Source organism: Wolbachia endosymbiont (group A) of Pherbina coryleti, assembly GCF_964026875.1.
In the GTDB taxonomy this organism is placed as follows: domain Bacteria; phylum Pseudomonadota; class Alphaproteobacteria; order Rickettsiales; family Anaplasmataceae; genus Wolbachia; species Wolbachia pipientis.
In genome coordinates this window covers 1,480,257-1,500,867 of record NZ_OZ034706.1, presented here as the reverse complement: position 1 = coordinate 1,500,867, position 20,611 = coordinate 1,480,257, and the positions used below count along the sequence as shown (strand labels likewise).

At 35.3% G+C, this 20,611-nt stretch carries 22 protein-coding genes and 1 pseudogene; 1 reads left to right on the top strand and 22 read right to left on the bottom strand.

The features are described 5' to 3' along the window. Window positions 1-296: 296 nt before the first annotated feature. The 3 genes from AAGD87_RS07545 to AAGD87_RS07535 form a co-directional block, all read right to left on the bottom strand. A complete protein-coding gene (locus AAGD87_RS07545; RefSeq protein ID WP_341817597.1) occupies window positions 297-455 on the bottom strand; it encodes a hypothetical protein in 159 nt (52 codons plus the stop codon). Between the two features lie 80 nt (window positions 456-535). After that, window positions 536-1,456, bottom strand: coding sequence for a patatin-like phospholipase family protein (locus AAGD87_RS07540; protein ID WP_191110951.1), 921 nt, complete (start codon window positions 1,454-1,456; stop codon window positions 536-538). 4 nt (window positions 1,457-1,460) lie between these two features. Next, window positions 1,461-1,679 carry a hypothetical protein gene (locus tag AAGD87_RS07535; protein WP_012673232.1) on the bottom strand — a complete coding sequence of 73 codons (219 nt, stop codon included), beginning with the start codon at window positions 1,677-1,679 and terminating at the stop codon, window positions 1,461-1,463. Window positions 1,680-1,803: 124 nt separating this feature from the next. Between AAGD87_RS07535 and AAGD87_RS07530 the strand changes: the two genes are divergently transcribed. After that, window positions 1,804-2,340, top strand: coding sequence for an ankyrin repeat domain-containing protein (locus tag AAGD87_RS07530; protein WP_208571646.1), 537 nt, complete (start codon window positions 1,804-1,806; stop codon window positions 2,338-2,340). Here AAGD87_RS07530 and AAGD87_RS07525 read toward each other — a convergent pair. The 19 genes and pseudogenes from AAGD87_RS07525 to AAGD87_RS07435 form a co-directional block, all read right to left on the bottom strand. Then, window positions 2,306-3,286 (bottom strand): phage late control D family protein, encoded by a 981-nt coding sequence (locus AAGD87_RS07525; RefSeq protein WP_208571645.1) that lies wholly within the window; start codon window positions 3,284-3,286, stop codon window positions 2,306-2,308. The genes AAGD87_RS07530 and AAGD87_RS07525 overlap by 35 nt on opposite strands. A 1-nt stretch (window position 3,287) precedes the next feature. Continuing rightward, window positions 3,288-3,461, bottom strand: a complete 174-nt coding sequence (locus tag AAGD87_RS07520; protein ID WP_244226844.1) for a tail protein X — start codon at window positions 3,459-3,461, stop codon at window positions 3,288-3,290. 10 nt (window positions 3,462-3,471) lie between these two features. Further along, on the bottom strand, window positions 3,472-3,879 hold the full coding sequence (locus AAGD87_RS07515) for a phage tail protein (RefSeq protein WP_208571643.1): 408 nt from the start codon (window positions 3,877-3,879) through the stop codon (window positions 3,472-3,474). A gap of 3 nt (window positions 3,880-3,882) precedes the next feature. Continuing rightward, window positions 3,883-6,054 carry a phage tail tape measure protein gene (locus AAGD87_RS07510; protein ID WP_226079606.1) on the bottom strand — a complete coding sequence of 724 codons (2,172 nt, stop codon included), beginning with the start codon at window positions 6,052-6,054 and terminating at the stop codon, window positions 3,883-3,885. Between the two features lie 112 nt (window positions 6,055-6,166). Then, window positions 6,167-6,418, bottom strand: a complete 252-nt coding sequence (locus tag AAGD87_RS07505) for a phage tail assembly protein (RefSeq protein WP_015588509.1) — start codon at window positions 6,416-6,418, stop codon at window positions 6,167-6,169. 16 nt (window positions 6,419-6,434) lie between these two features. Next, window positions 6,435-6,935 carry a phage major tail tube protein gene (locus AAGD87_RS07500; RefSeq protein WP_065094343.1) on the bottom strand — a complete coding sequence of 167 codons (501 nt, stop codon included), beginning with the start codon at window positions 6,933-6,935 and terminating at the stop codon, window positions 6,435-6,437. Between the two features lie 14 nt (window positions 6,936-6,949). Continuing rightward, entirely contained in the window at window positions 6,950-8,107 is a 1,158-nt protein-coding gene (locus tag AAGD87_RS07495; protein WP_208571641.1) for a phage tail sheath subtilisin-like domain-containing protein, read from the bottom strand. Window positions 8,108-8,122: 15 nt separating this feature from the next. Then, window positions 8,123-8,680, bottom strand: a complete 558-nt coding sequence (locus AAGD87_RS07490; RefSeq protein WP_208571640.1) for a hypothetical protein — start codon at window positions 8,678-8,680, stop codon at window positions 8,123-8,125. A gap of 6 nt (window positions 8,681-8,686) precedes the next feature. Then, a pseudogene (locus AAGD87_RS07485) lies at window positions 8,687-10,257 on the bottom strand (hypothetical protein). Continuing rightward, window positions 10,254-10,439 (bottom strand): hypothetical protein, encoded by a 186-nt coding sequence (locus AAGD87_RS07480; protein WP_174517025.1) that lies wholly within the window; start codon window positions 10,437-10,439, stop codon window positions 10,254-10,256. Before AAGD87_RS07480 ends, AAGD87_RS07485 begins: the two are co-directional and overlap by 4 nt. A 7-nt stretch (window positions 10,440-10,446) precedes the next feature. Continuing rightward, on the bottom strand, window positions 10,447-11,643 hold the full coding sequence (locus tag AAGD87_RS07475) for a hypothetical protein (protein WP_208571638.1): 1,197 nt from the start codon (window positions 11,641-11,643) through the stop codon (window positions 10,447-10,449). Between the two features lie 20 nt (window positions 11,644-11,663). Continuing rightward, window positions 11,664-13,592, bottom strand: coding sequence for a DUF4815 domain-containing protein (locus AAGD87_RS07470; protein WP_341817596.1), 1,929 nt, complete (start codon window positions 13,590-13,592; stop codon window positions 11,664-11,666). 6 nt (window positions 13,593-13,598) lie between these two features. Beyond that, entirely contained in the window at window positions 13,599-14,282 is a 684-nt protein-coding gene (locus AAGD87_RS07465; protein ID WP_341817595.1) for a hypothetical protein, read from the bottom strand. A 90-nt stretch (window positions 14,283-14,372) separates the two neighbouring features. Continuing rightward, the gene (locus tag AAGD87_RS07460; RefSeq protein ID WP_341817594.1) at window positions 14,373-16,421 is read right to left on the bottom strand and encodes an AAA family ATPase; all 2,049 of its coding nucleotides are present in this window, start codon (window positions 16,419-16,421) and stop codon (window positions 14,373-14,375) included. A 17-nt stretch (window positions 16,422-16,438) separates the two neighbouring features. After that, window positions 16,439-17,689, bottom strand: a complete 1,251-nt coding sequence (locus AAGD87_RS07455; RefSeq protein ID WP_264735618.1) for an AAA family ATPase — start codon at window positions 17,687-17,689, stop codon at window positions 16,439-16,441. Then, window positions 17,674-18,174, bottom strand: a complete 501-nt coding sequence (locus AAGD87_RS07450; protein WP_019236461.1) for a hypothetical protein — start codon at window positions 18,172-18,174, stop codon at window positions 17,674-17,676. The genes AAGD87_RS07455 and AAGD87_RS07450 overlap by 16 nt, the downstream gene beginning before the upstream one ends. 37 nt (window positions 18,175-18,211) lie before the next feature. Then, on the bottom strand, window positions 18,212-19,000 hold the full coding sequence (locus AAGD87_RS07445; protein WP_226079816.1) for an AAA family ATPase: 789 nt from the start codon (window positions 18,998-19,000) through the stop codon (window positions 18,212-18,214). A gap of 11 nt (window positions 19,001-19,011) precedes the next feature. After that, on the bottom strand, window positions 19,012-19,833 hold the full coding sequence (locus tag AAGD87_RS07440; protein WP_341817593.1) for an ATP-binding protein: 822 nt from the start codon (window positions 19,831-19,833) through the stop codon (window positions 19,012-19,014). A gap of 94 nt (window positions 19,834-19,927) precedes the next feature. After that, window positions 19,928-20,422 carry a sigma-70 family RNA polymerase sigma factor gene (locus AAGD87_RS07435; RefSeq protein ID WP_010962699.1) on the bottom strand — a complete coding sequence of 165 codons (495 nt, stop codon included), beginning with the start codon at window positions 20,420-20,422 and terminating at the stop codon, window positions 19,928-19,930. Between the last annotated feature and the right edge of the window lie 189 nt (window positions 20,423-20,611).

Genomic DNA, 20,611 nt, shown 5'->3' with positions numbered 1-20,611 from the left:
GCTTAAATCGCCAAGAGATGGATATCATGAATTTAGTAGCGTAAAAACATCAAAGATACTTCATATCATAAAGTTTAATATCAACATTTGGTGCAACATTCCTGATTTACAAAGCAGAGTCAATAAAGGTTGCAAATAATCTACTTATGTTGGACGTTTCTGTTAATGCTATTTCTAAAATAACAGATTTATCTATTGAGGAACTTGAAAATCATGCTTTCAAAACTTAACCTGAATTAAAAGCAACATTAGTTTACTGATTTCTACACAATATATTAAAATACCAACAAAGGTGATTACATAATTATAGCACTTCTCGCAATAGTCCGAATAGGATAAGATATGTGCTTATGGCTATGGTAGAGCAGTAGCATATTATGATCTGTTCGGATTATTGTAAAAAGAGCTATAATTATCTGCATTACTGGATGAAATTCTTGTGCTTCTGTATTCAATATATAATATTAAAAAAATATTTTAGTAAATTTATTAAAGTAGATACTAGAAACTCGCTTATTTTGTTTTTCTAGCTCAGTTATAGTTTTCGATTTTGCTTGCAGAATTTGTCTATCACTTTCTGGTTATCCTCTATCATTTTACTTGCCTCTTGCTGAAGAAATTTGATATTTCTGAGTGTAATATTGTCCATCTCAGTCGATGCTACTTTCAATTGCGATTGTATTCTTATGTATTTATCATCTATTACTTGTTCTAGTTGATAATCAACGCAATCCAATCCAGAAGCGAACATCACATTCAGTAGTGGCTTGATCCACCCTATTTTGCCAAATTTCCTTGAGTTAGCATACTTTATACTTCTATCTGTTCCACCAGTGCCTATTGATAGCAGTATAATCTCATCATTTGGAAATAATCTCTTGCCACTTGCATATGCACAAGCTGCTGGATTATTAGCAAACACTCCGCCATCTATCAACACTCTCTCTGTTTGGCTAATTTTCAGACGTTTTGGTGTAAAGTACGTTGGAGCAGCTGTTGTAGCTCTGAGTGCATCTTTCAACTTAATGTTTTCTTCTTTCCAACTTTTAAAGAAAAATTCACAACTATTGTGAATGTCATAACTGGTGAGTAGTAGATTACTTGCAACATCGGCCATAGTACTTTCACCAAAGTATTTGTTGAGAATAAATTCCATATTTCTATACGAGTACTGAGAACCACTCAGCCAAGAAGCAATTGATTTTCTCCAAAATGATGATTGAAAGATATATGCTCCATACTCTTGATAAAGTTCAACCAAATCATTGGCAGAGTATTGAAGTTTATTGCTTTTACAAAGTCCAGCAACAATAATCCCACCGGTTGAGGTGCCTGCCATTAAATCAAAAATCTGGGAAATTGGCTTTTTTGTCCTAGATTCAATTTCTGCTAGAATAATGGCAGGAATTATTCCTCTGATTCCACCTCCATCAACAGATAAAATATACTTTGCCACTTTTTTATTTTTGTCTCTGCTCAAGTTCATTAACTTCCTCAGCAAGGTTTTTGACCCTTTCTTCAAGGCGATAGATGATTTCTGTAGTCCTTTGATTTTGCTCTATAAATTTATCATGCATATGCACTCTTAAGTCGAGCTTAGCTAGCCACCAGATCAATGCTATTGTTTGTATCACCATAGTAGCAATTACTGCTACAGGGATCTTTCCTGTGTTTGTCATCTTTTTTAAAGGAAAAGTTGTATATATACATATACAAGATTCATCAAAAATACGTCCAAAAAATCTTTTCTAAAATAAAGTTAATTAGTTGCACTAAACAAGCGATGTAAATAATATAATCAACATGAAATCTAGCCTTTTTTGGAAATTGTTAACAAGTTCAATAATACCGATAATATGCGTTATTGTTCTGTATCAGCACTTTAGTACAGACCAATTATCAAAAGATGTGCCAATAAAAAGTAAGGCAAGTGGCAATGATCTGGAAACATTATCTACTGCAGCTGAAAAATGTAATTTAGATACTGTAAGATCCTTAATAAAAAATGTAGTAGATATCAATGCTACTCATCATTTTGGTGCAACATCATTACACTATGCTACAAGCGGAGGCTGTTTAGAAGTCGTAAAATTTCTAATTGAAGAAGGCATTGATGTAAATACTACTGATGCTTTTAGCTGGACAGCTCTGCACTATGCTGTACGAAAAGGACATCTGGAAATTGCTAAATTTCTACTGAAAAATGGAGCAAATCCTTCTGCTAAAAACAAAGATAAAAAAACTCCTTTAGATCTTGCTGTAGAGGAATTAAACAATAATAAAGAAGATATCTATGAGGAAATTATCAATTTACTTTCCAACTATCAATTATTCCCGTAACAATAGTACGATAGCCAAGGTTATCAATTACATGCTCAGCCCTATTTATTATCCATTTACCATAAACTCCTTTGCGAAATCCAGAAAGATTAATCTTTGCTTCAGCAAATAATTCAGGATTTCCTGGCATTGTGACATTGAGTGTTGCTGCATTACTCATCAGCTGATTCAACTTCGCAGATGCTGCACTTTGTGCCAAATCACTACTTGCATAAATATCTCGCAAAATATAGCTTGGTTCTTGATCACCTACTTTTTCCGTTATTGTCTCTGCTTTTTCATAATCATACCAGTAAGCAATAACCGAGCCATATTGATTACGCTCATTAAATTTTACTTTCCAATTTGTAATATCTCTAGGTGTTAAAGTAATAGTGCTTAAAGTTTTTCCGGTAACTGATTTTGCTTTTCCTTTTGAAACAAACAGTAAATATCCTCCTGCAGGTTTTGCTATTGCTCCATAAATTTGAGCAAGCCTGGTTAAAAAATGCATATCGCTCTCTGCAGTTTGATCAATATGTGATATCATGATATTTACAAACTCTGCAGCAACTTTAGCTTGATAGCCATGTTTGTCTGCAATCTTTTTTACCAAATCATTTAAGGTGATTTGATGCCACTCATTAAACACTTGTTCCTTTAATGACTCTTTTAGATCCGCTGCATGACTTTTAATCTTTAGTGATTGTGGCGGGCCTTGTAGCGTAATTTCATTTACTATATAATCTCCCATTGGCACAATGCCAGTTTCCTTATACCCGAGTAAAATATTTAGCTTTGCCCCAGTTCTAGGAATCTCAAATAATGAATCACGGTCATCAAGATGAATTACAGCAGTATCACTTATTACTCCTGCTTCATCAGTAATATGCATTGATACCAATCGACTTTTCACCAATTCAGTGATGGAAATGCCCTCTACTGAAATACTAAAGTCTGGTGTCATTTTAATCCCATAGTTTTACTACTTGCTTTTGTGTCTCTTTTTGAATAACAGGAAGTTTAATGATTAATCCTGCAGGAAGACTTTTATACTCTGCAAGTCCAGGATTAGCTCTTAACACAATCTCAACTGCTTCTGAGCTGAATCCATAGTAGTTCCAGCAGATTAAATCTAACATATCATTTTCCTTAGTTTTGTAGTACATCATTGTCAGCTGCAGTAAAGTCAGTAGTGTTATTTTGTGATGATAAATTGCTATAATGTTTTAAACTTAAATGAAACTCAATCTTTCTTGGTTCACCATTTGGAAAAAAATATTTCTGCGTTTCTTCTATTTTCACAATAACAAAATGGCCTAAAATGTTACCTTGGCCATCAATAAGTAAAAGAGGTTTTGATGAATTTCGCATATTATTTATTTGCTTCAGCCCTCCTGAATAGATTACTCCTGCAAGCTCAACAATGTCCTCTCCAGGACCAATACTTTGAAGCAATGGCTTTTCCCCAATACGCTCAAGTGCAGGCCAGCGATATTCACTTCTGCGTGTAAAGCCTTGCTCAATTAATGAAAATCTATATGGACCAAGAGATAACATAATTTAATTTATATCGTAAAGTGCGCCACTAAATTGCTCTCTAATTCGCTCCATTACTTCATCAGCAATGCTACGTGTATCTTGCCCAGGGGTTGAATGAATATTAATACTGAAGTGATTATTTTGAGTTTTATTCTCTACAGCTTTACTGTGTGCCGCAATGGGGTACTTAAGAGAATCACTTATAACGTTATTTACAGACTTAACTTCTAGTTTAGACTCATTTCTTTTATTCCACAGATTACTGATTGTTCTAAAGGGCTGAGTAATATTATTCCAAAATTTTCCTACCCAATCAGAAAAAGACTTCCATACAATTTTCACTGATTCCCAGATAGTAACAAAAAAGTTCTTTACCACTTGCCATTTGGTAATTATCAAAGTTGCAGCAACAGCAAGACCGCCAATAACGAGTCCCATAGGATTACTCATTAAAGCAATTGTCAATGCTTTAAATCCAACAATAATTGCTGGAAAAACTGCAGAAAGACCTATTTTTACTAAAGTAATAACAGATCCAAACATTTTCCAAGTAGACAAAAAAGCGAATAAGGAACCTTTTACAAAAGTCCAAGCATAGCCAAGAGATATAGCTGCTATTTTAATGCTAATCAACGCTGTAGTAGTACTCATGATTACTGTAGTCAATACTGGATATTCCTTGGCATAAAGTGCTACTTGTGTAGTTGCTGACCTCAGAAGATTAACAGTAAAATTTAAAGGTGGTAATAATACAGAACCAAGATTCATTCCTACTTCTGCTATTGAATTCTTAAGTAGCTGAAGATTATTTGCTGTAGTATTTGCTCTATTTTCAAACTCTCTTTGCATTGAGCCCTTATATTCCCCGTTTATTAATCGTAAAGATTTTTTGTACTCGTCAAGACTACCAATGAGTAGTGCTATATCGTCTTGATATTCAAGACCAAAGAGATCAAAAAGAACGCTAGAACGTTCTTGCTTACCTAGTTTTGCAATTGTTTCTAAAAACTTAACTAATGTGCCTTGTGCATTCTTGCCAATTGCTTTTTCAAATTCCTTAGCATTTATTTTTAGCTGCTGAAAAGCTTTTTGAAAATTGCCACCTTGCTTACTTGCTGTTTGCAACTTACTGAGCATCGCATTAATTGCTGTACCTGCTTTTTCGGGGGTCTTACCAAGACTAATGAAGCTACTTGCTAAAGCTCCCGCTTCTACTGCAGTTAAGCCAAATTGCCTTGCTGTACCACCGATTCTGTTTAATGCAGGAACAATGTCTTTAGCTTTTGCTGCAGTGTTATCAGAGATATGGTTTATTGCATCACCAATGCCTTTCATTTCACCAATTTCAATTTGATAAATATTAGAAAGTTTAGCAATAGCGTCTCCTGCTTCTTCTGCTGACATATCAAATGCAGTTGCCATTTTGGCCACAGTGTCTGTAAAAGTCGTAAGATCTTTAGCTTTAATACCAAGTTGACCACCACTTGCAGTAATTTGCGCAAGTTCTGCCGCAGATAGCGGAATTGTACGCGACATTTCCTTTAATGTTTCCCCAAGTTTTGTTAAGCCATTTACATCTGTATCTTCAAACTTTACAACTTTCTTTACATCAGCCATGGCACTCTCAAAACTAATTGCAGCCTTAAGTGGTGCTGCAAGGGTGAGGCCAAGTGCCACAGCATCCATCATTTGAGCTTTGAAATTTGCTCTTTGTGCTAAAACTCCTTTACGTTTTTGCATTACGGAATTTAAAGCTGTATAGTTATTTTTAAGCTTTTCAATAGAAGAGCCAAGTTTAACTTGATCTCCAATAAGAGATTTTATATCTCTACCACTTTTACTGAACTCCGTGCGTAAATGGTGGAGAGCACTTCTTTTTTGTAAATAAGCTGTTTTAGCTTTCAGTGCTGCAGTTTTAGACCTTGTAAACTCGTTTTGCAGGCTCTTACTTGGTGCTCCTGTATTTTTTATCTGCTGAGCAAGAGATTTTGTTTTTATTTCTAGTTCATTCCAAGAACGCCTAGCAAGCAGAGCATCGTGGCTTAATTGTTTAAACTTGAATACTGATTTACTTGATGATTCAAGTTGTTTTATCGTACTACCAATACGAGAAAGTTGCTTCGTGCTACCTGCTATCGTACTATTAAAACTGCTTTGCAGTGTTGCTCCAATTACTATAGAAATTGCCTTCATTTGTATAATTTTCCGCTACTTTCAAACCAAGTAATAAATTCTTCAATATCCATATCAAGCCACTGATTGATTCCACCACCAACCATTGAGCTAAGTGATAATATGCTCAACCTCAATTCTTCTGCTGAGACAAAAAACCTTGTAACGTTTCTTGAATCTTATTGTAGTCTGCTAAATCAAATTCTTCTACTGCTTCTCTTGAAATACTTGCAAGATTTGCAATCAGTGCTACTTCTTTCTCTGCATCGCTATTACCCATACGTTCAACAGCTAAACGATCTCGAACTTTTGGACGGCGTAGAGTTAGCTCTGAAACTAAAATTCCATCGATTTTTATTGGTTCAGTTAATTTAATTTTTTGCATTGTTTTACCCTTTTAGTTAAATTCCTAAAGCTGTGCGCATAGAAGTCATTTGATCAACACCATCGATCTTGCGAATCATATTCTCAGCGTCAATTTCAATCAATTCTCTGCCATCAATGGTAAGCTTATAATAGTTGGCAGCAATTATACATTTTAGTGTTGCTTTTTCAGCAGCCTTCCAGTTACCAAAATCAAGTTCCTTAAAGAGCCCTCTTAAGTTAATTACTACTGATTCGGCATCACTACTTCCCTGCAAACCTCCTCTTAAAGTAAGAGAAACAGCATTATTGTTTATCAATCCGAAAAGTCTAAAGAGCTCAGAGTCATATTCAGAAAAAGTGAAATCTGCTTCAAGCTTTTCCATGCCCATATCAATATTTATTGGAATATCCATACCACCAGCTCTGTATTCTTCTGTTTTTATGGTAAGTTTTGGCAAGGTTACTTCATCTATTTTTCCTGCATAGCCACGACCATCAACAAATACGTTAAAATTCTTTAGGATCTTTGGTAACATCTCTCTTTCTCCTTTTACAATATTGCGCCACTCACAAGGTGTGACCTGAAAGTAATCTGTTCAGCTGGATATGGTGGCGTGAACTCAAAATCAAAAGACACTTTTCCGCTTGCAATATTTGTTGGTGTATTGAGCTCTGGAGTTGCATAACATTTTCCGCTAATAATCGCCCCTTGCGCTTTTAAATTTGCAAGATAAGAATTTACCCCCTCAATCACATCATCTATATAAGTTTTGGTAATATTGCGATCAACTGCCCATAAATGAGCTCGAAGTAGACTATCGTTGATTAAATCTGCAGTCCTTCTCACTGACAAAAAAGCCCATTTTGAGTCATTTGAACATGTTCTATTTCCCCAAAGCCTATAGCCATTTTGATGAATTATCGTTGTTACTTCATTTTCATTCAAGTGGTTTGCTCTACAATTTATATTACCGAGCGTAAAATCAATAGGCCTGCTTGTTCCAACAATACCATTTATCTCTTTATTTGAAGGTGAGTGCCAGAAGCCTTGCTCGCTATCTATCTTAGCTATTAAACCAGCTACAAATGAACTTGGAGGGAGAATTTCTTCTTTTCCTTCAATAAAAACCTTAACCCACGGATCAACAACATAAACTCTTGAGCTGCCTACACTTTTTCTCCATTTTATTGCTTCTTCATCATTGGTATTTGGTCCATCTGCTACTATTATTGCTCTTAGCTTTTCTGCTATAGGAATTAAAGCGCTAACCACTGGATTTCCAGCATCTCCAGATAATTGATGAGTAAACTGAGGTGCAATTAGTATTCTTGGCGCAACATGAACTATGCTTTCACTGCTTAAGAACGCTTGAATTCCCTGATATTCTCCAGTTTCTTCGTTAACTCCACCAATGACATTGCTGAGCGTCTCTTCTACTTTCTCCTCAACTCGAATAACTACTACTGTTGCACCAATTTGGGAAAAAATTGCATTAATAGCTGAAGGCAAAGTCCCAGATTGACCAAGTTTTGCTGCTTCTTTTAAGCTTCCTGCTATTAATATTGGTTTATTTAGTGGAAACTTTTGCCCGTCAGCATCAGGTGCAGTACCAATTACTCCAATTACCGATGATTTAGCTGTTCGTACTGTCCTCGCTCCTGAGGTAACCTCGATAACATTTACTCCATGTAGAAACTGTTCTGTCATTTCTTTTTCCCCTTTTCAACTTTCTTGCATTTTTTGTTTACAATTATCTAGCAAAGTTTGCAGCTCTTCCTTACTTTTAGCTTCACCGATTTCCCTTTCAGCTATATCCACCAATTCTTCGCACTTGATTATTGCTTTTTTCGCTCTTTTTGCTTTTTCCTGAATTATTCTTGCCATTTCTACTACTGAAATTCCTCGGACTTTTGCTAATGGCTCTATAATTTCTGCATCTTTTTTGTCTATAGATTCTGGTGCTGCTAAAATGTTCTCTGCGGCTTTTGCTTGTATTTCGTACGACTTAGACTTCTGATGAGAATATCCTGCGTATTGGTGAGTATAGTTATCATAATAAGCATGAAGATTAGAAAGTGCAGAAAACTTCGCATTTTGTAGTAACTCCAATTCAATATCTTCTTGATTCCGCTGAGCAATTTTGCCTCCTTCTGTTAAACAATAGCTTTTTTGCCAATCAAAATCTTCTGGTGCTTCATACCAATCATTTTCAGTTGGCTTGCTTTCAAGTGTTGTTGTTTCTACTTGTTTATCATTTTCAAATCTAATGTAGATAGACATTGTTTGTTACCTCCAAATCTCATACGTGTTAGATAATCCTGGACATTGCCAAGCTTTTAGCGTTCTCTCCACATCTACTTCAAGTCCTGTAGTTAGAACATTGCTACGTATGTTATAAATCCCCCACTGAATAAATTGACCATAGTTGTGTACATAATTTGATGCAAGCATACCTTGACTAACTTGTGTTCTGGAATACAGGTAAGATGATGTGTAAAGTAATATTGCAACTGTTTTTCCTGCTGGAATCTCCACATTACCAGATCCAGCTAATTTGCTATCAGAACTCGTGTATTGGTAAACATTTTTCCATATTATTCTTGAAATTCTTGATTTATTAGAATTGGTATTATCTGGTGTTCCCACAAATAATCCTGCACCCCCATACTCCGTACTCGAATACGATGATCCAACAAATTCCATTGTCTTATTTATGTTCACATTGGTTGTATTTTTTACAAATACTACTCCAAGTGCAGCATACGGGTAATAGTATATCTCATCATAACTACCCGAAAAACTTTTTGTGCATAACTCTCCGTAAATAAATGTTCCTTTACTTCCCTCTATAAAACTTAGTTGTCTTGGCCGATAAAAACTAACGTAATCTGTATTGTACGTATGGCTACCTGCTAGTAGTTGTAACATATAGTCAGTTTTTGTTATATCACTACTCCACTTTCCAAGCTCTGTCGTAAAAGTTCCGTGGCCAAAATAATTATTTTTTCTTCCAAGTACACCAAATAAGAAAGGTAATGACCCTGGTTCAACCATGTTGCGCTTTCTTATTTCATTTATAAGAGACACTTTTAACTGTTCATCCCGAGTTTTTACCTCATTTATCAGGGATGTTTTTAATTGGTTATCACGAGTTTCTATTTCCCTAATAATTGATGAGCCAGATGGTACATTATTAACAGCACGAAAATCTTCTACTAAACCTTTAAGACCATCTTTATGACTGTTACTAATGCTATTTATTGCTGCAATATTGGCATTCTTTCTCGTATCAAGTAGCGATATATGCGAATCTGATGATGCTTTTAAAGTATTTAAGGAATTATCCCTAAGCTTGTTAATTTCATTGACAGAATCTGTTTTCGCTTCAGTTATTGCAGATATTGAATTTTCCTTATTGCTATTTATGTCACTTAAGTGCGTCCTTGCAGCGCTCAAGAGTTCTTTTAACTTACCATCTGTCATCTGTACAATTTCAGAAACCGCACTTTTGTCGATTATTGATTCCAGTGCTTTAGCAAGATATGCTAGTTGATCTGGTGTACTACTTCCTGCTAAATCTTTAAGCCTTCTCTGTAGTGCATCAATTATCTCTTTTACTTCAGTTATAGCTCTTTTTACAATAATCCGAACAGACCGTAATATGCTACTGGCCTGCTATAGCCATAAACACATATCTTATCGCATTCGGACTATTATAAGAAAGGCTATATTTGTACAATGTCAGCAATAGCTTTTTTATCTGCTATCAATTCCAGCGATTTTGCAAGATATGCCAGTTGATCAGCCGTGCTATTTGCTGCTAAATCCTTTATCCTTTGGTATATTGCTTCTTTCATTCCCAAAAATTCAAAAAAGTTTCAAATCTAAATCGTTCAAAATTATTTTTAAGTTCATCTTCTCTTTCACTCATATCTTCATCTATCTTTTCTATGGCTCTGCGAATACGTACTACATCTTCTACAGCTATGTTCTCTGGATGCGGCAAAGGATATCCTCGTTTGGTTTGATCAAAAGTCATTTAAATTTTATGTTACTATTACTCTGAGATTTTTGACTTTAGGACGATAAATAACCGTTCCACTTAAAACTAATTTTATCCTTGTCTCATTAGCATTAAAATTTGTCAGCACATGAGTTCTCTCTACCCAATTTTCTCCAATTGGTTTTCCTGATGTTAAATTTACTAATTGCCAATCACTGTTGCTTTTTTGTACATAAGCTTTAACATCTGCAGTGCCAGGTATCAGCGCATCGTACGTTATGGTGATTTTAGTATTAGCTCCTGCTGTAATACTTCTTGTAACATAATCTCCTTTTTCCCCTATATTACCCATAACTAGCTGTAACCCAGGATATAGCACTGGACTTTTTTCTCGCCCTCCTTTTAGTCTTGCCTTTACTGTTAGCTCTCCAGATAGTCTTTCACGCAGTGCAAGTGGCAAATTATCAGACAAAAAGTTCTCTTTTCCCTCTTCATCTGTTAAGATAAATTCCACATTGGTATCAAATGCTACTTTTTCGACGTTCGTCAAAACAATTAAATCTGAAGTATTGGTTGCTGTAACTTTTCCCAGATCAATAACGTGAGAATTTTCGCTAAATTTTGCAGCCAAAAGCCGAAACGTTAAATCTAAATTTTGATGTGGAGTCCAGGTGCTTGCATTGCTTGATGAAAGTAATACTCCTACTTGATATGGCTGGCTTGTTACCCAACGGCTATTTACTGCATCATATTTGCCAAGTTCTGCTATTTTTACTGCAGTATCTGCATCATCAGTAAGTAGTACTATTGCATACTCCTCTCCTGCATGGCAAAACACTGGTGACCACTCTATACGTGTTGCTGTGCCATCTATCTTTATATCTTTTGGCTCAATATAGCTTTCAGCAATGACAGTTTGCGAGGGCACTCCCACTGCTGTTTCTCTAATCTGCACAACAACACGTTTTTTGCCTTTATTTACAAACCATAGTTCCACGCCTCCTATGTGCCTACTTTCATTTAGAGTAAATGTTTGCGCTAAAGGATCAACTCTTCTTGCTGCGATAACTCTTCTTCTTTCCTCTATGGTAATTGTTTTTTTACCAGTATAAGTTGCTTCTCCATAACTGCCTTTATCACCGAAGAACTGCACTAACTTAGTCCCAGCAGGAATGTTTCTTGGTACAGTAAATCTTCCTTTTATTTTTCCTCTGTTATCAGCAATAAATGTTGCGATCATGTTTTTCTTTCAAATATTTTCTATGCTTTAGGTTGAATAAAAATTCCATCAAACTTTAATTCCTTAAGCTTTTCACCAGTTGCAAAACCTTCAATCTCAAAATTTTGAGTTGCTTCTCGCATAAATTCAGTTTCGTATGAGGTGCTTGACAGCAGCTCTGTTGTTTCTTTAACATTAAATACTCTGGTTACTGGACTTTTCCAATTCGTGGTAACCTCTGTCCAGTGATCAATATTTTTATTTAGAGTAATTTGTGCCGGGACTGGATCAAAAGCTTGATATGGATTGATCTTTTCTCCTTTGGTCTGTAAAAGCTGCTCCAGTACCGGTTCAAGTTCATACGGCAACAAATAAGTTTTTTCTCCTCCATCAATATCAGCAATCGTTACATCTATTGGTAAAATTAATTCCTTGTTTACTATTGCTGCAGACTGCAAAATTCCTTGATCACGCATATCATCATCGAAGAACGAATCAACAAATACTCCTTTTTTCGTGGTTGGCTCTCTTGAATTTGCATCACTACGTAGACGTTCCTGTGCAACAAGAGCATAAAGATCATTTATTCCTTTTTTCATTGCTTCAAGCTCATTCATCGGTACAGCATGAATAGCATTATTCACTATTTTTACCCCTTCGCCTTTTTTCCACGTCTGATGAATGTAGCAAAGCAAAAGTTGTCCACTAGGCGCTCTAGGCATTGATGGTCGCCAAGGGTGAGCTATGCCTTTTATCCTTCTTATTGCGCCTTTTGCATTTATAGTGATTAAATCATAACGCGGCATTTTCCAGGTATAATCTATCAAAACCAAGCTGTTATCAACTGCTCCTTTTACTTTACATCCCTTTTCATTTATATCTTCAGGGCTTACATGAGTGCGGCAGCGATAGGTTATTAGGTAACTACTCCCAGGAGCTGGCTCTTTACTAGGTAATGACCAATCGACGTTTCCTGCGTTTAACTTATAGTCTATACTATTTTCATAAATAACATTACCTTGTTTAACTTGAATAATCTCAAGTACTGCAGAATCAGGTATAGGATCAATAGCTCCAGAATATGAACCGTGAGTAATGGTAATAGTTTTTTGAATAGTTATATCTACTTTTTTAATTTCACTTATTGGAAAATCATTAACCTTCAGTTCCATTACTCTTTGGCTATTTGGCTGAAAAGTATGTGGTTCTGATTCAACTGATTTTATATCCGGATCTTCATCAAAAGAAACACGAATACTGTGAGGAAGTTCAATCTCATAGCCATCAACATGAGCTTTGCCCTCATTAATCACAAATATTTTTTTTCCTCCTTCTCCCTCTTCCTTTTGCAGGAACATTACTTCAAGACCATTTACGACATAGGAACCATTGGCTTCTTTGTCATAACGAGCAAGAGCTGTAGTTACTATATTTGCTTGTGGTGGCAGTGAATGTTCTATCAATACTCCATTTTCAATATGGTAAATTGGGTAAAATTCGCCATTTGTAGAGTTAACAGTAACACTTTCTACTTGGTATCCCCAAATGGTAGAAACTTTAAGTCTTGCAGCTCCTACTTCCTGATAGTTTCTTGTACCAACAGCAGGATCACGAAGATTTTCATCCTCAAGTTCTGTAATGGTAGATTCTACATAATAAACACCTATACGCACTGTGGTACTCAGTGGAATAATAAATTCTTCTTTTTCGACTTTTCTAACTGCTCCACGAAGATAGATTTTTCCTGCTTCAAGTGTAACTTTACCAGTTTCTCTATCTATAATACAATTGCTTCCTATTATAACATCACCATCACGAAATATTGCATCGCCTATGCCTTTAAGCTTAGAGAGAGCATACTCCTGAGTCTCGTTTAATTCTGCAGATTGCAAACCTCTTCCAGCAAGAAATAAGCTTTTTTCGTATTCTTTGTCAGGATTAAAGCGGTTATAATAGGTGTTTAAAGTCATTTTATTCTAAAAGGTTACAACAAATGAAAAAGTCTCTCTTGTGGCAGCAGTTCTGATAAGTGGTACAGTGTGTTCTAAAATCAGCAAGATTCCATGGTCTTCTATATCTTTTGGCTCGAAATATCTCTGTCCTTCAGGTAATTCTTCTTTTACTTTAGTACCAACCATAACCCCTAATTCCCGTATAACTTGATTTGCTGCGTTTGTGAAATCGAAAGTAAATTTGAGATAGAGATTATTAGTTGGTACATTTGAGGGCCTAAACCTTCCAGATGGAGTTATAAGTTCACCGTTTTCATCACCTGTGCAGAATAGCACTTCGTCTGCAGTACGTCTGCCAAGTTCATTGAGCAGTTTTTCAGAAGTTATCAGCTCTGGTGGTGTGCTTTCACTATACTCTACAGTAACTTTATCACTTACTGGAATAGAGCTATTTTCCGTACGTTTTATTACATCAGTACTGCCATTAACTGTATAGTCAATACTTGGCTGATAAGTTGTTTGCCCTGTAACAACCTTCACATCTTTAATAGGTTGATGATCAAATTTTATTTCACCCTTAACGAAAGTTTTTTCTACTTTATGGCTACTTTTCCAACTTGAATCACCTGTTCCCCAAGCAAGATGGATAGATTGCTTTTTTATGCTGGCTGCTATTGCTGCTCTTCCTGACTGTGTGAGAATTGACATTTTTAATTAAGCCTCATATATTATATATGTACGATGACTTCAAAATTCGTCCGCAAAAATCAAAATATTTTTTTATATCAGAAAAATTTTTTAGGAGAATAGCTCAGCTCCACAGCTAAACTTTCCAACACCGCGAGCAAATGGTCCGCTAGGAATGTCAAGCCATTTATCTTCTTTTGAACCAGTAGCCATTCCCTTAACCAACTTCCGTGCTTGTAACAGCTCTTGAACTATACGCTCCATTCTATCTCTTCCTATACTGTGAAACTCCTCAGGTAGTCTATGCCGCTGTTTATACACTCCTGTACTTCCTGTATGGGTAAATGGATGTCCAGAAATTGCTGCTCGTGTAATTGCAGTTATAAGATGCTGCTTTGAATCTTTTTCGTTCATATTTTTTATTCTTAATCTTTCAGTTATGTCCTCTAACAATCCTGTTTCTTCATTTCTTAAATAAGTGCGTAAAGTGCGATCAGCCAAACCGTTTGCTTTAACAATTGCTCCATAAAATAATGCGTTCTGTCTTACAGATTCTCCTATTGATTTAAAAATTGTCGGTTTAGCTGCATCTTCCACAGACCAAAAAGCGTATGAACACCTAACACCATTAACAAGAGCAGATGTACCTCTAATGGCATCACGTGCTTGCTCAACAGTCGATATAGGTTTTTCACTTTTTGGCTTTCTCATATGATGGGCAGCAATTATTGATGCTCCAGTGCTACCTGCTAAATCAGATAATAAAGACATCAAATAATCGCCTACGGCTGGGTCAGTATTTAAATCAGCATGCACAAATGATGCAAGTGGATCAAATACGATTAATTTTAAGTCTTTTATTTTATTAAGTTGTTTTGTTATAGATTCAAATTCAGGAGAAGTCTCTATAACTTTACCTGAAACACTCTTTATGATTGTAAGTGATCCACTAACATTTGGTAATGGTACAATAAAGAGCCTATCTTTATATTTTAATCTTTCGCATTGCGAATCAAGACGCTCTAAACGACGATGTATTTCACTCATATCATCTTCTGCTGAGAAAATTACCACAGATCCATGTTCAGTAACTAAAGGACCAAAACCACATGGCTGATCTTTTCTACTCGCAACTTTCAGTGCTAAATCAAGCAGAAGCATACCTTTGCCAGTATCTCCCATCGCAGCTAGAATAGATGTTACTCCTAAAGGAAATAACCCTTCAACAAGAAACTTTTGCTCTGGTACTGGACCTATAAAACGTTCTACGCTCCATTCTTGAATATTAAGCAATTGCTTAACGATGATTTTTTTCGAGTTATTTTCAATGAATTCAGGAATATTCATCTTTTCTTCTATACCATCAGCTGAATCCCATCCTTTTGGTTTATTGTCAGGTATTTCAAGAAGAGTAAGTGATAAAACACCAAGAAAAGTAAGCTTTTTCACAACTTTCTCAGCATATTGTTTACCTGGTTCATCATTGTCTGGCCAAATAATAACATGCTTACCCTTAAGTGGTGACCAGTCTGTTTTTTCTATTTGTGCATTTGCTCCTAACATTGCAGTTGTGGCAGTTATACCTTGCTCTATCAGAGCATCTGCACACTTTTCACCTTCAACTAAAATCACCTTATCAGATTTCATAATACCTGAAATATTATATAAAGGCCTGATCTGTGGTGGAGTAAAACTAGACCTTTTTACATCAAAAGGAAGATATCTTTTTCCTGAATCAGTGTTATAACGATAAACTGTAGCAATCACTTGATCACTTTCATCGTAATAGTTCCATGATGCCGTTGGTTGCCCCAGAGTGTTATTTTTTTCCGAATAACCAATCCACTTAGCAATATCTTCTATCGTATCAGTAAATTGATTTTTTCCAGTAACAGCAGCCCAAAGATCAAAAATATCTCCTCCTTCTCCGGTAGAAAAATCATGCCATAATCCGGCTTTACTGCCAGTTAACTCCACTATCATACTTTTTCCTTGATTGCCTTTTAGATCACCTACATAGAACTTATCACCACGAAAAGTTCCTCTTGGCAGTAAATAAGAAAGACATGACCTTATATTTGATAGGAGTTGAGTTCTTAACTGTTCTTTCTTCCCTAATAATTTATAATGTCCATTTCTTTGTGAACAATAAATATCCATACCTACCTGAAGAATTTTTATGTTCTAGCTATAACGTTAGCAGTTTTCCAACATCCATTAATCTTATTGATGAATTTTGTTGGTATAGATCTACCGTTTCTAAGTTCATATACTACTTGCAAGATATTTGTACGTTTATTGGGTTGAAATATTACTATTCCAGATGTATAAAAACTTCTTAAAGCGTTAGCACCAACGAGAGCTTGAAATGGATTCTTTTCCAATATAGAGGTAGGTACTTTTTTGGTGTGATTTGTGATGATTATTCCAGCCATAGGATTAATCTTGGAACGTAGTTTTTCTATTGCATGCTGCAGACCATAGTTAACGGAATTATAAGGAGAATCAATCACAACTAAATCAAACTTTTCCTCTACCATATTTTTTATTTTTTCTATACCTTCTTCATTTAAGGTCAAATTCATCTTGTTCGTCACAATTAAGTTTTCTGTTGCTAAATGAGGAAGTTTGTTGAGTTGTTGTATACGTTCTCTAATGTAATCATATTCCATTTCGTTTTGTAGATAGAATATTTTTAGCGGTCTTGTAGGCTTCATGCCAAGAAATGATCTTCCTGCTGCCAGATGTACTAATAGAGAAAGAAGAAAATGACTTTTGCCAATCTTTGGAGTACCACCTATGACCAAAAGACCACCTGGTGTCAAAATTCTTGGGCCTATTATATCTTGTGGCATTGGTGATTTGTCATTTAAGTAATGGTTTACAGAAAATGCTTTTCCTTCGTTTTGTTTTTCTTGTAATATGGAACTTCTTTCATCTTTACTGTTCAACCATGTTTCAGCAGAATCTATATTACCTTTAACTAAAGTCCAAAGGTCTATTATATTTCCTTTCTTTTCTTCGATCAGGTTGTACCAATTTCCTGCATTTTCTCCTTCCATTTCAACTATTATCTTATTTCCATTTCTACTGCCAATATAGAATTTATTTTGGTAAGATTTGCCTTCAGGTAACAAATAAGATAAACAATCTTTGATATTATTAATTAATAATGATTTTATTTTTAAAGCATTTTTAGATGAAAAATCCATAAAATTCTCCTTGTTTATTCCAAATTTGTTCAACATATTTTTTAGACGTTTAAAGTCAAGATTAGCCAGCTCACAAACAGTTTCAAAAGATCGTGAGCGAATCCATTGGCAAGCCTCTTTTTTAAGTTTAGGGTTTTTTCCTGCTGCATCCTGAATAGCTCTAGTAATAACAGCAGCCCACAACTTTCCTTCGTCATACTTCAAAATGGCAACCAATCATCTTGAAAACTTTTTTGTAATTCTGGAGTAATAACTGTAGTAATCCTATTTCTATCTCCGTATGTATTATTAGTTTCAACGCCTACTTTCGCTGTAAACTCTAAATCGTTGAAATCAGCTATAGAGTTTATTCTTCTAGCAGTAACTGCTTTCTCTGAAGTGTCATTTGCATGAATATTTCTGGATGATTCCAAAATACTACGCAGCATAGAACGTCCAGATTCTCCCCAGATGTCTTCTTCACCTTCTGCTTTGCCATTTTTGATACCTATAATCTGAAAAATCTTGCGTTTTGCATATGGGCCTTCAGTGACGGTAAATTCTACATTTAAATAGATACTGCCAGTAGTGTAGTTTTTAGTGAACCAATTTTCATAACCTCCAGGCTTTATTGCCATTTTTACCTTGACTATTGTACCTTTTGGTATTAAACTGCTTTGCAGTTTTGCGTTATTAAAATCAGTTAAAAAATCTTGTAGCATACGCTCTCCTATAAGTTGACTTTAAAGTGAAAATTAGCTATTCCATTAGCTGCCAATGACCATTTATCTTATCGACAAGTTTATTTTGCACGCGTTCACCATTACGAAGCTCAAATACTATCTGGCGTACACTACTTTCTTCATCATGAGCAAACATCACCATACCAGTACTGTAAAATCCACGTAAAGATCCAGCACCACTTAGGCCTTGAAATGGATCTTCTTCGAGCATCTTTTTTGATAATTTTTTTGTATGATGAGTAAGTACAATACAAGCATCTGGATTGACAGCACTGCGTAGCTTTTCAAGAGTCTTTTGCAGAAAAAACAGCATAGCACTATTGTCATTTTCATTTCCATATTCACTGCTAAAGATGTTACGTAATGGATCTATGGCCAAAACATCAGGTTTAAAGCGTTCATTTACAATCTCCTTAATTTCACTTATTTCATCATGATTAAATGATAAGTGCACTTTTGGCGTAATGATTAAGTTGTTAGCAGCTACATTCAAAAGTTCATTATCAAGTTGTTGCAAACGTTCTTTCATATATTCATATTCAATTTCAGTTTGCATGTAGAAGATTTTCAAAGGTCTATTTGGTGTCATACCGAGAAATGATCTACCAGCAGCCATGTAAACAAGCCAAGAGATCAAAAAGTCGCTTTTGCCAATCTTAGGAGGGCCACCAAATACTAACAAACCTCTTTTAGTTAGAATTCTTGGTGAGATTATATCCTCTGGTATTGGCGATCGATCGTCCAAGTATTCTTTCACACTGAAAAAAGGAATTTTTTGACCAATAGTTAAAAAGTTTTGTAGCATATAATAACCTCCTATATGTTGGGCGTGACAGGTTGAATTGCAAAAGCTTTAGTTTTAATTTTTGTAAGAAGTTTTCCTAGATGCGGTTCTTCAACCATATTAAGGCAACCACTTCGATCTTTAGCAGGATATCCCCAAGAATTAATCGTCTGACAGACAAATGAACGAATTTCTGTACCATCATCTTTCTTGATTCCAACCATGCTAATTACTTCATCAACAATGCCAGGAATTTCACTTGCAGTTTTAGCTCCTTCACATTGAGGTAGCCAAGTTGAGCGATTGAAATCATCGAGGTATTGTCCAAGAGTTCCAACTGTAATGATGTCTTTATTTGGAATATGTTGAAACTGATTGAGCCAAGCCATCATCTCTTGAGCAAGTAACCCATAGGCAGCTCTCATATCCTGTTTTCCTGATCTCTCAGAAAAAGCTTCAGGTTGCATTTTTGCCCATAATAGACATAAACGCGAGGCTACTGTAATACTATCGATAAAAATACATCGATACTTGAGAAACTCTGAAGAAAGCTCTTTGTATTTACTGGATACATGCTCATAGTGTCTTTGGCTATATGCTGAGTCAGATTTTAACGCAGGATTAGGACCACCTATGAGACATGCAATATCTCTTGCCTCATTCCAAGTACGAATACTTACAGAATCCCCTTGCCAATCTTGAACAGCAAGTAAACCTGCCTCAAAATCAAGACAAAGTGTTGGTTCATTTATGGTCTTTAAGAGACTAGTTTTACCTATACCATAAGGACCAAAGATGACCATTTTTATACCTGTTTGAACTTTTAGCCGTTCATTGCTGTTCATTATTTTCATTTTTCTCCCAGTACCTAAATATATATGTACGATGACCTAGGCAATTCGTCCGCAATTTGCAAAAAAAAAATTTTGAGCAAATATAATCGAGAGCTTATAACTTCTCTAAAACTGAGAATTTATTGCGTATTCGTTCTAGTGTGCGATAGATAGTTGTCTTTGGTATTTTGGTTATTACAGAAACTTCAGTAATAGTAAATACCTTAAGTAATTGACATAAATTACTATCTTTTTCAGACAAAGTTGAAATTATATTATTTATGTCAGTGCGAATTATCGCTTCGATTTCCGAGTTCCTATGATCTGGAATATCGTCGTTTATATCATCAAAAGTTATATTACGTTTTAGACATAACTGATTGCGTAACATATTGCGAGCACAATAATTAGCTAATCTAGCAACGAAAGTACTAAAACTACTTCTTTTCTCATCGTGCTGGTTAAGATATTGCCAAACCTGACAAAAAAGCTCTTGCTCTATATCTTCGAGACTTTCGTTAATAAAACAGCTTTTGGATTTAAGGCGCGAAGCTTGAAATCTCACATGTTTAACAATTGTAGAATCGATTCCTTGATAAGAATTCTTCATAAAAACTCCAAAAGTTTCATGAATAGAGATTTTTACCAAGACTTTGTATGACTAATTTATTATAAAAAAGTAGTAATAATTTTTTTATCTAAAAGAATAAAATCTTTAAAAATTAAAATAAGATTTAAACGTTTTGATACACTACTGAAGCTACTTTTTCATAGGTAAAAAACTACCAATTTCATACCT